The organism is Methylobacterium sp. JK268, from assembly GCF_054052225.1.
On the sequence record NZ_JBSVZN010000002.1, the window covers coordinates 1 to 15,492 of the forward strand.

Here is a 15,492-nt window from a genome sequence, read left to right on the forward strand (position 1 = left end):
AGTTCCCGATGGCGCAGGACGGCGGCACATCACCGTGTGCGGCAACCCCGAGCACTCACGCGGAACCGCCAAGCCATTCGCCACAGTGTTAAAAGAGTGCTTCTATAATCTGATGCAATCGTATCATCTGATACTGGGACTAGCTCTGTTCGTCTAAGCCCATTGAACTTGAGTAATATACCCTCGTGAGCGTTGATCCTAAGATTTTGACAAGATTGCTTTAAGGTGTTCTGCGACTGTATGTGCCCGGGTTCAGCCTCGCCTCTGAGACGTTCAGCGCCGATGCGGACGAGTTTCGACGCGGCTTCCTTCGTCAATCGGAGGAGTGCCGCCACTTGCTCTTCGGGGACACTCTATGTCGACGCGCAGACCCTGGATGATCGGCCTTTCACTCACGACCCGGATCAGCCTGATCGGCATCGCCGTGACCGCCCTGGCCTGCGCCGGCGCCCTCGCCCTCATGCTCGCCGACCTGCGCGCCGACATGGGCCGCCGCGCCGGCGAGGCCCTCGACCGCAACATGAGGCTGCTGCGTCTCACCCTCGCCGACGAGGGCGGCGCGGCGACTTTCTCGGTCGTTGACGGCCAGTTGCGCGTCGGCACCCACGTCGTCGACACGGCCGAGCCGGCCGTCGACCGCGTCCGCGAGGTCTTGGGCGGCAACGCCACAATCTTTGTCGGCGACACCCGCCTCGCCACGAACGTCGTCGGTGCGGACGGCAAGCGCGCGACCGGCACCAAGCTCGCCCAGGGGCCGGTCCGCGACGCCGTCCTGGTACGGCGCGAAGCTTACCGCGGCGAGGCCGACGTTCTCGGCACCCCGACCTTCACCGCATACGAACCCATCCTCGATCCCGCCGGCGAGGTCCTGGGCATCCTCTACGTCGGCGTACGCAAGGCCGACTACCTCGCGGCGCTGGATGCGACCGTGTGGCGGGCGTTCGGCATCGGTCTCATCCTGGTCCTGGTCGGGACCGGTGTGCTCGCGCTCGGCCTGCGCCGGGCCATGCGGCCCTTGGCCGGCTTGGCGCAGACCATGCGGCACATCGCCGAAGGGCAGGTCGACATCCCCGTCGCCGGGACCGCGCGCCGCGACGAGATCGGCGCGATGGCGCGCGCCGTCGAGGTCTTCCGCGCGGGGCTTGCTCGGACGCGGGAGCTGGAGAAGGAGGCGGCGCGGGCGCGGTCCGACGGGGAGGCGCGGCGGCGGTCGGCGCTCCGACAAGTGGCCGAGCGCTTCGAGGCGGCGGTCAGCGGCATCGTGGCCGGGGTCACCGCTGGGGCCACGCAGCTGCGCGCCACGTCCGAGGGCATGGCGGGCACCGCCACCGAGACCGCCAGCCAATCAACGACCGTGGCGGCCGCCGCCGAAGAGGCCGCCTCGAACGTGGCCACCGTCGCCGCGGCGGCGGAGGAGCTCGGAGCGTCAGTGGAGGAGATTGGTCGCCAAGTGAGCGGTTCGGCGGAGCTGGCCCGGTGCGCGGTCGGCGAGGCGGACGAGGCCGCCGCCCTGGTGGGGGCTCTCAGCGAGGCTGCCGGGCGGATCGGAGGCATCGTCGAGGTCATCGCCGGCATCGCCGCGCAGACGAACCTCCTCGCCCTGAACGCCACCATCGAGGCCGCGCGGGCCGGCGAGGCGGGTCGCGGCTTCGCCGTGGTGGCCGCCGAGGTGAAGGAACTGGCCGGCCAGACGGCGCGGGCCACCGAGGAGATCTCCAGTCAGGTCGCGGGGGTGCAGGCCACAACCGGTCGGGCGGTATCGGCGATCGGGCAGATCGCCGGGCGCATTCGCGAGATCGACACGGTCACGGCTTCGATCGCGGCGGCGGTGGAGGAACAGGGCGCGGCGACCCAGGAGATCGTGCGCAACGTGGCGCAGGCGGCCGCCGGGACCGGAGAGGTGACGGCCAACATCGCGGGGGTCGCACGCGCCTCGGAGGAGACCGGGGCAGCGGCGGCGCAGGTGCTGAGCTCGGCCACGGACTTGTCGCAACAGTCCGCGGTTCTCGGCCGGGAGGTGGAAGGCTTTCTCCAGACCGTGAGGGCTGCGTGAGGGCAGGGGTCGGGAGAGATCGCCGCCAGGAGCCCCGGCCCGCCTTGAGCAGTCGGGATTCTCCCAATGAGCGCTCGTCGTCGAGCAGGGACCGCGGGTGGCCGTACCACCTCTCGCATGCCTCCAGGCGGCGCCTGAGCGCTGCGATGGCCCACCGGACTCGGGGCCGCTGGGATTGACGCCGGGATTGCCGACCACGGGCCGCGATCAGCTGGCGATGACAGACCGCGAGAACGCGTGCGTTCCGGCGTCCTGCATCACCGATCGTGTCGACCTCCCGGTAACGGACAATCCGGCCGACTTCGTCACCCACGACGCCGAGCGCCATGATGCGCGGCTGGTCACGCGGGTGAACGGCTCGCCGCGACAGCTCTCCACGCCCCTGCATGAGCGCGCGGACGAGGTGGCTCTGACGGTGGCGCATCCGATCGACGCGCTGGATCGGCTCACCGCCGGCTTCTGGCCGACACCGAATGCTCCGCGCGCGGTACCCATGACTTGATGATGGCGGCGGGATCCATCCCGCTTGGACCGATCACGCGCAGAACCGTGTCGCCGTTGACCCGCTCGAAACCTTGGAGCACGCGCGCCACGGCGTTGATCCGCGCCCACAGGAATGGTCCATCCTCCGGGCCTGAGGCTGCTTGAAGGCGGGTTATCAGCGGCCTAACCCATTGATGTCGTTTCCAAGGGCTCAGGCGGAAAGGCTTTGCGCCCCAGCCATCTCGTCCATCCGGATCGACGGTTCGCCGCTGCCACCTGGAGGCACACCGCGACCGTTGCCTCGGGAGCCTGCGACGCAGTCGCCGGTCCGGGTGAGGGCGATCCGGTCCGTGGTGACGCGGGACCTTGCCCCAGATCCGCCGCGAGGGCAGGGCACGACCACGCCGCAACGCCCTCGTCGGCGCATGGAACACCCGCGTCGCAGGACCCCCCAACGATGACCCGCCGAGCCTGGATCGCCGCCTTCGTCGCCTGGCCTCTGGCGACGGCTGCCCACGCCCTCGACCTCGATCTGCCGCGCGTCGCCGCGCCCTGCCCGGAGCAGGGCCCGCGGTTCAGCAAGGTTCCGGGAACGGAGACCTGCCTGCGCATCGGTGGGCGGGTCACCGCGGAGGCGGGAACGGCGCGTCGGGCGCACCCGGGCGATCCGGGGGCCGCGGCCGTGGCGGCCGGAGCCCGGGTCGACCTCGACGCACGGACCGAGACGGAACTCGGGCCGGCGCGGACCTTCATCCGCCTGCGCGGCGGCTCGGCGACGCGGTGAGGACGTCTCAGAGGTTCCGCGACAGCACGAGCGGCGTCGCCCGGTTGGCGCCGTAGGGCGATGGCATCGGGCCCTGGCGGCCGTAGCCCTGGGGCACCGAGGCGCGGCGAAGCTCGCCCGACAGGGACTTCATCAGGCTCTCGGAGACGCTGCGCGCAGTGGCGAGCACCGCCTGGTTGCGCTCCACGCTCGCCGTGAAGCCCTGGTGCGCCTCGCGCAGGGCCGCGATCCCCTCCGGGGCGAAGCGGGCGAGCGCCACCGCGTTCGCCTTCACCGCCTCCAGGCCGGTGAGGTAGGCGCCGGCGAGTTCCGCCTTGCGCGCCTCGCCCGCGAGGCCCTCGCGCAACCGGCCGGCCGCGACCTCGGCGCTCTCCGCATCGAGGGCGGCCGCGAGGTCGCGCATCCGGTCGAGGGTCTCGGCGACGAGCCGCGCCGCCGCCGCCGCATCCGCGACGCGCAGGGGCTCAGGCCGCGGGGCCACCGGCCGCCCCCTGCATCCGCAGCATCTCGCGCATCACCTGGTCGCCGATCCCGACGCCGCCGCTCTTCACGATGCCCTGCGCGTATTCCTTGTTGAGCATGGAGCGGTAGACGCCGCCGCCGGTGCCGTTCTCGCCGAGCGGGCCGTCGGTTCCGGTCGAGCCGTTGAGCTTGTCCAGGGTCTGCTCCAGGAACATCGACTCGAAGTCCTGGGACGTCTTCTTGATCTTGGCCGTCGCGGCGGTGGCGCCGCCGAGCGCGGCGCTGGCGACGCCCGCGAGGGCCTGGCCGGCGGCGAGCGCCGTGGTGGCCGCGAGGGGAGCGAGGGGGATCATGGCGTCGTCTCCTTGGGGGAAGGGTCACATCACCTCGATGTCGGCCTGGAGGGCGCCCGCGGCCTTGATCGCCTGGAGGATCGAGATCAGGTCGCGCGGCCCGACGCCGAGCGCGTTCAGCCCGTCGACGAGCTCGCGCAGGCTCACCCCCTCCTTGACGAGGGCGAGCTTGTTCTTGTCGCCGGTATCGACCTTGAGCGCGGTGCGGGGCACCACCACGGTCTGGCCCTGCGAGAGCGGCTCCGGCTGGCTCACCTGCGGCTGCTCGGTGATCGTCACCGTGAGGTTGCCCTGCGCCACCGCCACCGTGGAGACGCGCACGTCGCGTCCCATCACGATGATGCCCGAGCGCTCGTCGATGATGACGCGGGCGGTCTGGTCGGGCTCGACCTTGATCTGCTCGATCTCGGTGAGGAGGCGGATCATGTTGCCCTGGTAGCGGGCCGGCACCTGCAGGGTCACCGTCGAGGGATCGGTGGGCTCGGCGGTGTCGGCGCCCATGAAGTCGTTGATCGCCGCCGCGATCCGCTTCGAGGTGGTGAGGTCGGGATTGCGCAGCGAGAGCCGCAGATTGCGCTGCTGGTTGAGCTTGAACTCGATCTCGCGCTCGATCATGGCGCCGTTGGCGATGCGCCCGTTCGTGGGCACGCCGCGGGTGATCTTGGCGGCGTCGCCCTCGGCCTGAAACCCCGCGATGGCGAGCGACCCTTGCGCCAGCGCGTAGACCTCGCCGTCCGCGCCGAGGAGCGGCGTGACGAGAAGCGTGCCGCCCTGCAGCGACTTGGCGTCGCCCAGCGACGAGACCGTGACGTCGATGCGGGTGCCCTGGGTGGCGAAGGGAGGCAGGCTCGCCGTCACCATCACGGCGGCGAGGTTCGCGGTGCGCATGGTGGCGCCGCGGGTATTGACCCCGAGCCGCTCCAGCATCGCCTGCACGGATTGCTTCGTGAAGGGCACGTTGTTGAGCGTGTCCCCGGTGCCGTTGAGGCCGACCACGATGCCGTAGCCGACGAGCTGGTTGGGACGCACGCCCTCGATCGCGGCGAGGTCCTTCACCCGCGACAGGGCGAGGGCCGGGCCGGCGAGGAGGATCGCCGCCAGGGCCGACAGAAGGACGAGGAGGGGTTGACGCATCACGCCGGGTTCCGGAGAGGGTGCCGAAGCCGGTGCCAGGACCGTGCCACTCCGCCTGACCATTCAACTCTCTGATAAGGAGAGGCTTTTCAGATCGAGAGCCGGCGCGCATCGCCGCCGGCGCCGGTCGCTTTCCGCCGGTCCGGCAGTTCTTGCCGGGCGCTTTACCCTTCGTTCACCATGACGGCGGAGGATTCCCGGTAGTCGCGAGATCCAGGACGGAGAGCCATGCGCGTCGATTCCCGCCTCGCCACCCAAGCTGCCGGCGGCGTCGCCAAGCGCTCCGCCGAGCCGGCGCAGGGTTTCGGCGTCGCCGCGGAGGCGTCGCCGCGGAGCGCGACCAGCGCCGGGGGCGCGGTCCCGCTCGCCGGCCTCGACGCGATCCTGACCCTCCAGGGCCAGGGCGAGGACCGGGCCGAGCGGCGCCGCCGCAGCGCGCAGCGCGGGCACGACCTCCTGGACGCCCTGGATCGGCTGAAGGCGGCGCTCCTCGGCGGGCGGGTGGGGACGCAGGATCTCAAGACGATCGCGGCCCGCCTCGCCGAGCGGGCGGGCTCCTCGGGCGATCCGCGCCTCGACGCGCTCATCGGACAGATCGAGCTGCGGGCGGAGGTGGAACTGGCGAAGCTCGGGCTGGCGGCGTAGGGCCCGCCGGGACGACCTATCCGCATTGACGCGTCCGCCGCGCCACCTCAAAAGGGCCCCGGTCCGGCCCGATGCTGTTCAACTCCTACGCCTTCCTCCTCGGCTTCCTGCCGCTGGCGCTCCTGCTCCACGCCCTCGTTCTGCGCTGGCGTCCCGCGTGGCGCCTGCCGCTCCTCGTCGTCCTGTCCTTCGGCTTCTACGGCTGGTGGGACCCGCGCTTCGTCCCGCTCCTCGCGGCCTCGATCGGCCTCAACTGGTGCGTCGCGCGGTCCGTCGGGCCGGGCGGCGGGCGCTGGGCCATTCCCCTGGCCATCGCGGCCAACCTCGCCGTGCTGGCGCTGTTCAAGTACGCGGGGCTGCTCGCCGATCTGGCGAACCTCGTTTCCGGCCTCGCCCTGCCGCGGCCCTCGCTGGCCCTGCCGCTCGGGATCTCCTTCTTCACCTTCCACCACGTCATGTACCTGGTGGACCTCCGCGCCGGGCGCGCGCCGCCGGTCGACCTCACCCGCTACGCCCTCTACATCGCGTTCTTCCCGCAGGTCCTCGCCGGGCCCCTGGTACGCTGGAGCGAGATCCTTCACCAGTTCGACGCGCGTCCCGATGCGGACGACGAGGGCGCGGCGCGGGCCGGGCGCGCGCTGATCCTGCTCGGCTGCGGCCTCGCCAAGAAGGTCTTCCTGGGCGATCCCCTGGCGACCTACGTCAACCCGGTCTTCGCCGCGGCGGCGCGGGGCGAGGGAATCACGACGGCCGAGGCGTGGCAGGCCACGCTCGCCTTCACGTTCCAGATCTACTTCGACTTCTCCGGCTACACCGACATGGCGCTCGGCGTCGCGCTGCTCTTCGGCATCATGCTGCCGCAGAACTTCGACGCCCCCTACCGCGCCGCGTCTCTGCGGGAGTTCTGGCGGCGCTGGCACATGACGCTGTCGCGCTTCCTGCGCGACTACCTCTACGTGCCGCTCGGCGGCAACCGTCACGGGCTTCCCGTGCAACTCGGCGCGCTCGCCGCGACGATGACGCTGGGCGGCCTCTGGCACGGGGCGGGGCCGACCTTCGTCGCCTGGGGGGCCGCGCACGGGATCGGGCTCTGCGCGGGCGTGCTGTGGCGGCGAGCGCGGCTGCCGATGCCCTCCGTCCTCGGCTGGGGCCTGACCTTCGGCTTCGTCGCGGTGACCTGGGTGCTGTTCCGCGCCCCCTCCTTCGAGGCCGCGCTGGCGGTCTACAAGGCGCTGGCGGGGTTCGCGCCGGCGGGCGGCGGCCTCAAGTGGCGCGCCTTCGTGCCGGCGCTGCTCCTGGCCCTCGCCGGGCCCACGGCCTCGACCCTGGCGCAGCGGGCGCCGCCGCGCCGGATGGTCGCCGCGGCCCTCGGCCTCCTCTTGGTCGCGGCCCTGCTGCGCATCGGCGACGAAGCGAATTTCAACTTCATCTACTTCCAGTTCTGACGCAGGGCGCCCGCACGGGTTGCCGCCGAGGGACGCCGGGAGTGGGTCGTGGCGCATTTGCAGCAGGAGCGCGCCGGGGAGCGGTCCGAATGTTGCGTGACCGTCCGGCACGTTGTCGGGCCATCCCGGCTCGATTATACGCCTGCTGCGAACGGCGCCGGCCGCGTAAACTGCGATGTATCGAGGGGCGTGATGGCGAAGGTCGTGATCGAGGACGGTTATGCCCCCAGCGATGCCGAACCTTTCATGAATGAACGGCAGCGGGAGTATTTCCGCCGCAAGTTGCTGAGCTGGAAGCAGGACATTCTCCGTGAGGCGCAGGACACGCTGGTCGCTCTGCAGACCGAAAACGAGAACCATCCTGATCTGACCGATCGTGCCTCTTCGGAGACCGACCGCGCCATCGAGCTGAGGGCGCGGGACCGTCAGCGCAAGCTGATCGCCAAGATCGACGCGGCCCTCGCGCGGATCGAGGACGGATCCTACGGCTATTGCGAGGAGACCGGCGAGCCCATCTCCCTAAAGCGACTGGAGGCGAGGCCCATCGCCACGCTCTCTCTGGAGGCGCAGGAGCGGCACGAGCGCCGCGAGCGCGTCTACCGCGACGACTGATCTGCCCTCCGCACGCGCGAGAGCGATGCGGAGCATCGCCGGGTGCCACCGCCCGAAACGGCAACAGTCCGGCACGCCGGACGTGTGACCTGTCGCCGCTGCCCTTCCGGCGCGCAAGTGCCGACGATTCCCGTGGATAGTCCGCGCTGCGCCGCGGCATCGGCTGGCATCCGGCCCCCGGATGCCCGACATCTCATCGGCGAGTGATCGACGGGATGGCGATGTCGACCTGGACGGACGAGCGGATCGAGGAACTCAAGCGGCTTTGGAGCCAGAGCCTGACGGGCTCTGAGATCGCCAAGCGGCTCGGGCTGAAGGACCGCAACGCGGTGATGGGGAAGATTCACCGGCTCGGGTTGGCCCGGAAGAATCTCGCCACCGAAGCGGCCCCGGCCGCCAACGACGCGGCGCCGGCCGAGCCGGAGCAGCCCCTGCACCCGATCCTGATGCTCAAGGAATGGTCCTGCCGCTTCCCGGTCGGCGATCCCCTGGGGAGCGAGTTCCGGTTCTGCGGCGCCCGGCGCCAACCCGGGCTGCCCTATTGCGAGGCGCATGCGCGTATCGCCTACACGCCGATGGAGCGCACGCAGCGCTCGGCCCGGCGGTAGAGGTCGGTCAGAACGGGAGCATGATGTCGAGGAATTGCTGCCCGTAGCGGGGCTGCTGCACGTCGGTGATCTGGCCGCGGCCGCCATATGCGATGCGTGCCTCGGCGATCTTGGTCGAATCGATCGTGTTGTCGGATTCGATGTCCTCGGGCCTGATCACGCCCGCAACGACCAGTTCGCGCACCTCGAAATTCACCCGGATCTCCTGCTTGCCCTCGACCACGAGGTTGCCGTTGGGCAGCACCTGCGTGACGATCGCGGCGACGTTGGTGGTCACCGTCTCGGCCCGCTGGATCGACCCCGCCCCGTCGTTGCTCGTGGTGGCGGAGGTGTCGAGCAGGTTCTTCGGATCGGCGCCGGCCAGGAGCTTGGCCTTCGATTCCAGCCCGAAGGCGTTCGGGATGCCAAAGTTCTCGGTGTTGGCCCGCGAGCGCTTGGTCTCGTTGTTGACGTTGGCCTTGTCGGTGACGTTCACCTTGACGGTGACGAGGTCGCCGATCTTGGCGGCGCGCTGATCCTTGAAGAAGGCCCGCGACCCGGTGCGCCAGAGGGAGTTCGGCGCGTAGGAGACCGGCTGCACCTCGGGCATGGGCAGCCGCACCGGCTTGTAGCCGGCCTGGGCGGTCGGATCCTGGATCGCCGAGAGGGTCGGCGTCGCCCCGATATTCGACAGCCGGTCGACCGTGTTGCAGGCCGACAGGCCGGCCGCCAAGACCACCGGGAGGACGAGGCGGGGGGAGGGGAGCAGCGAGAGGAGCGTCATGGCGGTCACGGGCGCGCGGCGGCGAGGCTGGCGGTCTGGGTCGCGCCGACGCCGACCCGGCCGGGACCGATCACGGTGCCCTGCAGCACCTTCTTGGAGATGGGGTTGACGACCGCGACCACAGTCCCGAGCGGGCCGCCCTCCTTGGCGACACCCCGCAGGGAGAGGCTCACGCCCGTGCCCTCGTAGACGATGGTCACGGCGTCGCCGCGCTGCACGAGGTCGGGCCGGGCGAGGTCGCCGGCCCGCAGGGGCTGGCCGGGGCCGAGCGGGCGCTGCGCCACCTGGCCCACCAGGGCCGTGACGTCCACCACGCCGTCCTGGGGGGCGCCGTCGCGGGGGCGGCGCTGCACCGTGACGTCCTGGGGGCCGACCGTCTCGCCGCGGCCGAGCGGCCGGGCCAGCACCGCCATCTCGACCATCTCGATTACCTGACCGAAGACGCGCAGGGAGGCTTGGCGCTCGCCCACGGTCACCAGGGCGGAGACCCGGCGGGAGCGCGGGTCGTAGGCGACCTCTGCGGCGCGGGCCTGGCCGTCGAGGTCCACCGGCACCGTGAGCGCCGGCGGCTCGCCGTCGAAGGCGATCGACAGGCTCGCCGGAGCGACGCCGAGCTGCGACGCCAGGGCCTCGCGCACGGCACCCTCGATCTCGGGCCCCGCGATCCGGCGCGCGGCCCGCTGCACCGTGACCTGGAGGCGCCCGCCGCTCTCCGGCGGCTCCAGGCCGAGCTGCGCCGTCGCCTCGACGATGCGGCGGACCTGGATCGTGCCGACGGCGCCGAGCGCCGGGGCGCGAAACAGGGGCCGCTCGGCGATGTCGGCGGGCGCCCCCTCGACGAGGTCGCCGAGGGTGATGACGTCGCGCCGCGCCGTGATGTCGCCCTTGAGCACCGGCCGGACCGGGCCGGCGGCGAGGACCGGCAGCGTGAGCAGGCCGAGCGCCAGGAGGGCGAAAGCGGCCCGGCCGAGCACCCCGGGGCCGAGGATGCAGGTCCGGGGGACCACCGGGATGGTTCGGGCGTCGAGGCTCATGGGGCGCTACCCGCGGAACATCTGGGAGGTGGTGGAGAGCATCTGGTCGGCGGCGGTCACGACCTTCGAGTTCATCTCGTAGGCGCGCTGCGCGGCGATCAGGGAGGAGATCTCCGTGACGGCGTTGACGTTGGCCTCCTCCAGGTAGCTCTGCTGCAGGTTCCCGAACCCCTCGGTGTTCGGGTTGCCCTGGATGGCGGGGCCGGAGGCCTGGGTCTCGATGAAGAGGTTGTCGCCGATCGATTCGAGGCCGACCTTGTTCACGAACCGCGCCAGCTGGAGCTGACCGAGGGTCTGCGGGGCGGTCTGGCCCGGGATGCTCGCCTGGACGAGGCCGGCCGCGCTGATCGTCACGCCGGTGGCGTTGTTCGGCACCGTGATGGCCGGGTTGACGAGGTAGCCGTCGCGGCTGACGAGCTGGCCCTGCGCGTCGAGGTCGAAGGAGCCGTCGCGCGTGTAGGCGGTGCGCCCGTCGGGCAGCGAGATCTGGAAGAAGCCCTCGCCGCGGATCGCCACGTCGTAGGTCTTCTCCGTCGAGGACAGCGTGCCCTGGCTCATCACCCGGGCGGTCGAATCGGTCTTGACGCCCGAGCCGAGGGCGAGGCCGGCGGGAAGCTGGTTGCCCTGGTCGGAGGTCGACGTGCCGGCCCGGCGCAGGTTCTGGTAGAGCAGATCTTGGAAATGCGCCTGCTGGCGCTTGTAGCCGGTGGTGCGCAGGTTCGCGATGTTGTTCGAGATGACCTGGACGTTGAGTTCCTGGGCCGCCATGCCGGTGGCGGCGGCGTAGAGCGCGCGCATCGTTCACTTCCCTCAGGCGGTGCCGACATCGGCGAGGCGTTGCAGGGCCGTGCCCTGCAGGCTGTCCATGCGCGAGACGGTGTCGGAGACGAGCGCGTAGGCGCGGTTGACCTCCATCATCCGGGTCATGGTCAGGACTGGGCTGACGTTCGAGCGCTCGATCGCGCCCGGCTCGATCCGGGTCTGCGCCCCGGCGGGACGCGGCGGGCTCGCCGCGGTGTAGAGGTTGGCGCCGACATTGGTGAGCGCCTGCGGGTCGGCGAAGGTGACGACGCGGATCCGGCCGCGATTGCCCTGGCTGGTCGAGACCGTACCGTCCGGTCCGATCGCGAAGCCGGTCTCCTGCGGGTTGATCTGGATCGGGCCGCCCTCGCCCAGCACGAGGTTGCCGGCCGCCGTGACGAGCTGGCCCTGCGCGTCGATCTCGAAGGCGCCGTCCCGGGTGTAGCGCTCGCCCTGCGGCGTGCGCACGGCGAAGAACCCGTCGCCCTTGATGGCGGCGTTGAGCGGGTTGCCGGTCGGCTCGATCGGCCCCTGCGACAGGTCGAGCGGCGTGCCCGCGTCGATGACGTAGGACAGGCGGCGGTCGGGCAGCCGGAAGGTCTCCGCGCGCGCCTTCGGCATCAGGTATTCCTGGAAGCGCGTGTTGCGCGCCTTGAAGCCCGTGGTCGAGGCGTTCGCCATGTTGTTGGCGATCACCTCGAGCTCGCGCCCCAGCGCCACCTGCGCCGAGAGTCCGATCAGCTGCGCGTTCTGCATCGCCCGTCCGCTCCGCCGCCCGGATCGGTCCGGGCCGGCAGGGAGGGTGTGGCAGGGCGCGTGCCAAGTCCGGACGCGCCGAAAAATCGATCTTTTGCAATGGATTGACGAGAAACGCCGAGAGGCGGTGGCGGGCCGCCTTCCGGCCGGGCGGCAGCTTCGACCCGGCAGCTTCTGCCGCCTTAACGAGACGTTAACCGCGATCCTTCACATCTTGGCAAGCACGCCCGGGTCCGCCCCGGCGGGCACGGGATCACGGTCAGCGATGGCGAAGAAGCCGAAGAAGACGTCCGACGGCGAGGAGGACGAGGAGGGCACGGCCCCGGCGGCCCCCGGGCAGTCGCGCAAGCGGCTGCTCCTGATCGCGGGCGGAGCGCTGGTCCTGCTCGGCGGCGGTGGCGGCTACGCCTACATGCGCCACCACGCGGCGGCGGCGGAAGAGGCCGAGCACGCCGCCGAGGCCAAGGCGCCCGTCGCCTTCATGGACGTGCGCGAGATGGTGATGAACCTCACCTCCGATGTCGGCCAGCCGCAGACGCGCTTCATCAAGCTCAGGGTCTCCCTGGAGGTGCACGACGCGCGCGTGGCGGCCGAGATCCAGCCGCTGATGCCGCGCATCGAGGACGCCTTCCAGGTCTTCATTCGCGAGATGCGGCCGGCGGACTTCGACGGCTCGATCGGCACCTACCGCCTGCGCGAGGAACTGCTGCGGCGCGTCAACGTCGCGGTCTACCCGGCCAAGGTGGACGCGGTGCTGTTCAAGGAATTCGTGATCCAGTAGCGGGAAGGAACGGGCGAGCCTTGGCCGGATCGGACGACGAGGTCCTGGAGGACGACTGGGCGGCGGCCCTCGCCGAGCAGGGAGGGGGCGACGCGTCCCTCGCCGAGGAATGGGGCGCGGCGCTGGCCGAGCAGGGCACGACGGCGCAATCGAGCGACATGGCGGCCGAATGGGCCAACATGATCGACGAGAGCGAGGCGGAGGACCTGCCCGAACTCGCCGGCAACGACCGCATCCTCAACCAGGAAGAGATAGACCAGGTCCTCGGCTTCTCGCTGCGGGAGCTGTCGGCCTCCGGCGCGGGCGGCATCCGCGCCATCGTCGATTCGGGCGTCGTCAGTTACGAACGCCTGCCGATGCTGGAGATCGTCTTCGACCGGATGATCCGGTTGTTGTCGACCTCCCTGCGCAACTTCTTCCAGGACAACGTCGAGGTCACCCTCGACAACATCACCTCGGTGCGGTTCGGCGACTATCTCAACGCGATCCCGATGCCGACCCTGCTCGGCGTGTTCAAGGCGGACGTGTGGGAGAATTCCGGGCTCGTCACGGTCGACACCAACCTCGCCTACGCCACGCTCGACCTGCTGCTCGGCGGCAAGCGCGGCTCGACCACGATCCGGCTCGACGGGCGCCCCTTCACCAGCATCGAGATGTCGCTGGTGCGGCGGATGCTGGAGATCATCCTGGGCGATCTCGAAGCCTCGTTCCAGCCCCTGTCGCCGGTGCGGTTCAGCATCGACCGCATCGAGTCGAACCCGCGCTTCGCGACCATCACCCGGCCGGCCAACGCGGCGATCCTGATCGACCTCAAGCTCGACATGGAGGGGCGCGGCGGCCTCCTGCAGATCCTGTTCCCCTACGCCACGATCGAGCCGATCCGCGACCTGCTGCTGCAGAGCTTCATGGGCGAGAAGCTCGGGCGGGACCACGTCTGGGAGAGCCACCTCGCCACCGAGATCTGGCAGGCCGACGTCGCCGTGGAGGCCGTGCTCCACCAGACGACGCTGCCGCTGCGGCGCGTCCTCGCCCTCGAGGTCGGCGACACCATCATGTTCGACGCCAAGCCCTCCGACCTGATCACCCTGCGCTGCGGCGACTGGGCGCTCAGCCAGGGGCGGATCGGGCGTCTCGACGACAGCATCGCGGTCCAGGTCACCCGCCCGCTGCGGCGGGCCCGCACCACCTTCGCGGCCTTCGAGGCCTCGATGAAGAACCGGAAGGACGGCTGACCGTGTCCCTCTTCTCGCCGGAGCCTGCCCTGCCATGACCGCCCTCATCGGATTGCTGGCCGACAGCCTCGTCGCCGTGCTGCTCGTGGCGAGCATCGTCTCGTCGGTGACGCTCAGCCGCCGCATCACCCGCCTGAAGGCCGACGAGACCGCCATGCGCCGCACCATCGGCGACCTGATGGTGGCGACGGAATCCGCCGAGCGGGCGATCTCCGGCCTGCGGGCGACCCTGGGCAGCTGCGAGCGCACCCTGGCCGAGCGCCTCGCCGCCGCCGAGACGGCCGCGGCCGGCCTCACCGCGGGCGTGCGGGCGGGCGAGGAGGTGGTGAACCGCATCGGGCGCATCGTCGCGCAGGCGAAGCCCGGACCGATGCCCCAGCCCGAGACCCCGCCGGCGCGCTCCGCCGAGCCGCCCGCGGCGAAGCCGGCGCCCGGTCCCGTCGTGGTCAGCACGGCCGAGCGCCTCGGCGCCGCGGCGGCCGCCGCCCGCGCGCTGAGCGAGCGCGCCCTGAGCCGGCTGCAAAGCCAGGCCGCATGAGCGACGGGCTGCGTCGCATCGCGGCGGCGCTCGCCGGTGCGCCGCGGCCCGGGAAGGCGCCGTCCGGGGCCCCGGGCGCGGCGCCCGCCACGCGCCCCGCGACGGCCCGGACGAAGGCGGTGACGAAGCCGTCCTGGCGCGGGCCGTCCCCGCGGCTGCGCCTCGTCGATGCGGTCGCGCTCGCGGCGGGGGGCCTCCTCGTCCTGAAGCTCGTGGGGCTCGCGGCCGATGAGGGCCCCGGCCGCCGCTCGGACTTCGCCCGCGTCCTGTCCTACGCGCGCTCCGGCGAGGACCTGTCGGACCCGTCCATCACCGGCTCCGTCACGCCGAAGGAGGAGGGCGCTCCGGAGGCGAAGGCGGCCCCGCGCGATGCGACGCCCCCGGTCGCCAAGCCCCCGGGCGAGGGCGGATCCCCGGCCGAGCGGGCGATCCTGGAGCGCCTCGGCGCGCGCCGCGACGCGCTCCAGCAGCGCAACCGCGACCTCGACACGCGCCAGCAGCTGATCGAGAACGCGGAGCGGCACCTGGAGAGCCGCATCAACGACCTGAAGACCCTCGAGGACAAGGCGGAGGGCGTGCCCGTGCGACGGGGTGAGGCCGAGGCCGCCGGGCTGAAGCCCCTCGTCACCATGTACGAGACGATGAAGCCGAAGGAGGCGGCCCGGGTCTTCGACCGGCTCTCCCTCGACGTGCTGGTGCCCGTGGTGGTGGCGATGAACCCGCGCAAGATGGCCGAGGTGCTGGCGATGATGCAGCCGGAAACGGCCGAGAAGCTGACCGTGGCGCTGGCGATGCGCGCCCGCGGCGCCGCCCCGCCGACGGCCAAGCCCGCCGGCCCCGCGCCGCTGCCGCCGAACGAGCTGCCGGCGATCGATCCGGGTTCGCGGTAGACGCGACGACGACCTGTCGCCGTCCGCGGTCTGAGCCCGCGATGGTTCGCCGGAGGAAGCGCGGGTGTCACGTTCCGCGTGCGCACAGCCGTCCGGGGACGATCAAGGCCGCTGACAG

At 71.4% G+C, this 15,492-nt stretch carries 18 protein-coding genes; 11 read left to right on the forward strand and 7 right to left on the reverse strand.

The annotated features are described in order from the left end of the window. Nucleotides 1-355: 355 nt before the first annotated feature. The 3 genes from ACW9J6_RS01880 to ACW9J6_RS01890 all read left to right on the forward strand — a co-directional run bounded on the left by ACW9J6_RS01880 (nucleotide 356) and on the right by ACW9J6_RS01890 (nucleotide 3,320). A complete protein-coding gene (locus tag ACW9J6_RS01880) occupies nucleotides 356-2,053 on the forward strand; it encodes a methyl-accepting chemotaxis protein (RefSeq protein WP_457114733.1) in 1,698 nt (565 codons plus the stop codon). A 187-nt stretch (nucleotides 2,054-2,240) separates the two neighbouring features. After that, on the forward strand, nucleotides 2,241-2,555 hold the full coding sequence (locus ACW9J6_RS01885) for a hypothetical protein (protein WP_457114734.1): 315 nt from the start codon (nucleotides 2,241-2,243) through the stop codon (nucleotides 2,553-2,555). A 438-nt stretch (nucleotides 2,556-2,993) separates the two neighbouring features. Then, nucleotides 2,994-3,320, forward strand: a complete 327-nt coding sequence (locus ACW9J6_RS01890; protein WP_457114735.1) for a porin — start codon at nucleotides 2,994-2,996, stop codon at nucleotides 3,318-3,320. A 7-nt stretch (nucleotides 3,321-3,327) separates the two neighbouring features. Here the strand turns inward: ACW9J6_RS01890 and ACW9J6_RS01895 are convergent, their stop codons facing one another. From ACW9J6_RS01895 to ACW9J6_RS01905, 3 genes are read right to left on the reverse strand one after another with little or no spacing between them, the layout of a single operon-like run. Then, on the reverse strand, nucleotides 3,328-3,801 hold the full coding sequence (locus ACW9J6_RS01895) for a hypothetical protein (protein WP_457114736.1): 474 nt from the start codon (nucleotides 3,799-3,801) through the stop codon (nucleotides 3,328-3,330). Further along, nucleotides 3,785-4,135 (reverse strand): rod-binding protein, encoded by a 351-nt coding sequence (locus ACW9J6_RS01900; RefSeq protein WP_457114737.1) that lies wholly within the window; start codon nucleotides 4,133-4,135, stop codon nucleotides 3,785-3,787. Before ACW9J6_RS01900 ends, ACW9J6_RS01895 begins: the two co-directional genes overlap by 17 nt. A gap of 24 nt (nucleotides 4,136-4,159) precedes the next feature. After that, nucleotides 4,160-5,269, reverse strand: coding sequence for a flagellar basal body P-ring protein FlgI (locus ACW9J6_RS01905; protein ID WP_457114738.1), 1,110 nt, complete (start codon nucleotides 5,267-5,269; stop codon nucleotides 4,160-4,162). A 228-nt stretch (nucleotides 5,270-5,497) separates the two neighbouring features. Here ACW9J6_RS01905 and ACW9J6_RS01910 point away from each other — a divergent pair, with 228 nt between their 5' ends. The 4 genes from ACW9J6_RS01910 (at nucleotide 5,498) to ACW9J6_RS01925 (ending at nucleotide 8,579) form a co-directional block, all read left to right on the forward strand. After that, nucleotides 5,498-5,914, forward strand: coding sequence for a flagellar assembly protein FliX (locus ACW9J6_RS01910; RefSeq protein ID WP_457114739.1), 417 nt, complete (start codon nucleotides 5,498-5,500; stop codon nucleotides 5,912-5,914). Between the two features lie 71 nt (nucleotides 5,915-5,985). After that, nucleotides 5,986-7,359: an MBOAT family O-acyltransferase gene (locus tag ACW9J6_RS01915; protein WP_457114740.1), complete on the forward strand. Its 1,374-nt coding sequence runs from the start codon at nucleotides 5,986-5,988 to the stop codon at nucleotides 7,357-7,359. A 192-nt stretch (nucleotides 7,360-7,551) separates the two neighbouring features. Then, nucleotides 7,552-7,971 (forward strand): RNA polymerase-binding protein DksA, encoded by a 420-nt coding sequence (gene dksA, locus ACW9J6_RS01920; protein ID WP_012333933.1) that lies wholly within the window; start codon nucleotides 7,552-7,554, stop codon nucleotides 7,969-7,971. 215 nt (nucleotides 7,972-8,186) lie between these two features. After that, nucleotides 8,187-8,579, forward strand: coding sequence for a GcrA family cell cycle regulator (locus ACW9J6_RS01925; RefSeq protein WP_457114741.1), 393 nt, complete (start codon nucleotides 8,187-8,189; stop codon nucleotides 8,577-8,579). A gap of 7 nt (nucleotides 8,580-8,586) precedes the next feature. Here ACW9J6_RS01925 and flgH read toward each other — a convergent pair whose 3' ends face one another. Genes flgH through flgF form a run of 4 tightly spaced genes read right to left on the reverse strand, consistent with a single transcriptional unit; the run spans nucleotide 8,587 to nucleotide 11,933 of the window. Further along, entirely contained in the window at nucleotides 8,587-9,342 is a 756-nt protein-coding gene (gene flgH / locus ACW9J6_RS01930) for a flagellar basal body L-ring protein FlgH (RefSeq protein ID WP_457114742.1), read from the reverse strand. Nucleotides 9,343-9,347: 5 nt separating this feature from the next. Continuing rightward, on the reverse strand, nucleotides 9,348-10,376 hold the full coding sequence (flgA, locus tag ACW9J6_RS01935) for a flagellar basal body P-ring formation chaperone FlgA (protein WP_457114743.1): 1,029 nt from the start codon (nucleotides 10,374-10,376) through the stop codon (nucleotides 9,348-9,350). Nucleotides 10,377-10,382: 6 nt separating this feature from the next. Beyond that, nucleotides 10,383-11,174, reverse strand: coding sequence for a flagellar basal-body rod protein FlgG (flgG, locus tag ACW9J6_RS01940; RefSeq protein ID WP_457114744.1), 792 nt, complete (start codon nucleotides 11,172-11,174; stop codon nucleotides 10,383-10,385). Between the two features lie 12 nt (nucleotides 11,175-11,186). Further along, on the reverse strand, nucleotides 11,187-11,933 hold the full coding sequence (flgF, locus tag ACW9J6_RS01945; protein WP_457114745.1) for a flagellar basal-body rod protein FlgF: 747 nt from the start codon (nucleotides 11,931-11,933) through the stop codon (nucleotides 11,187-11,189). Between the two features lie 265 nt (nucleotides 11,934-12,198). Here flgF and fliL point away from each other — a divergent pair, with 265 nt between their 5' ends. Genes fliL through ACW9J6_RS01965 form a run of 4 tightly spaced genes read left to right on the forward strand, consistent with a single transcriptional unit; the run spans nucleotide 12,199 to nucleotide 15,374 of the window. Continuing rightward, entirely contained in the window at nucleotides 12,199-12,714 is a 516-nt protein-coding gene (fliL, locus tag ACW9J6_RS01950) for a flagellar basal body-associated protein FliL (protein WP_457114746.1), read from the forward strand. A 20-nt stretch (nucleotides 12,715-12,734) separates the two neighbouring features. Beyond that, on the forward strand, nucleotides 12,735-13,946 hold the full coding sequence (gene fliM, locus ACW9J6_RS01955; RefSeq protein ID WP_457114747.1) for a flagellar motor switch protein FliM: 1,212 nt from the start codon (nucleotides 12,735-12,737) through the stop codon (nucleotides 13,944-13,946). A 34-nt stretch (nucleotides 13,947-13,980) separates the two neighbouring features. Then, nucleotides 13,981-14,484, forward strand: coding sequence for a DUF6468 domain-containing protein (locus tag ACW9J6_RS01960; RefSeq protein WP_457114748.1), 504 nt, complete (start codon nucleotides 13,981-13,983; stop codon nucleotides 14,482-14,484). Beyond that, entirely contained in the window at nucleotides 14,481-15,374 is an 894-nt protein-coding gene (locus tag ACW9J6_RS01965) for a MotE family protein (RefSeq protein WP_457114749.1), read from the forward strand. The genes ACW9J6_RS01960 and ACW9J6_RS01965 overlap by 4 nt, the downstream gene beginning before the upstream one ends. Nucleotides 15,375-15,492: the final 118 nt, after the last annotated feature.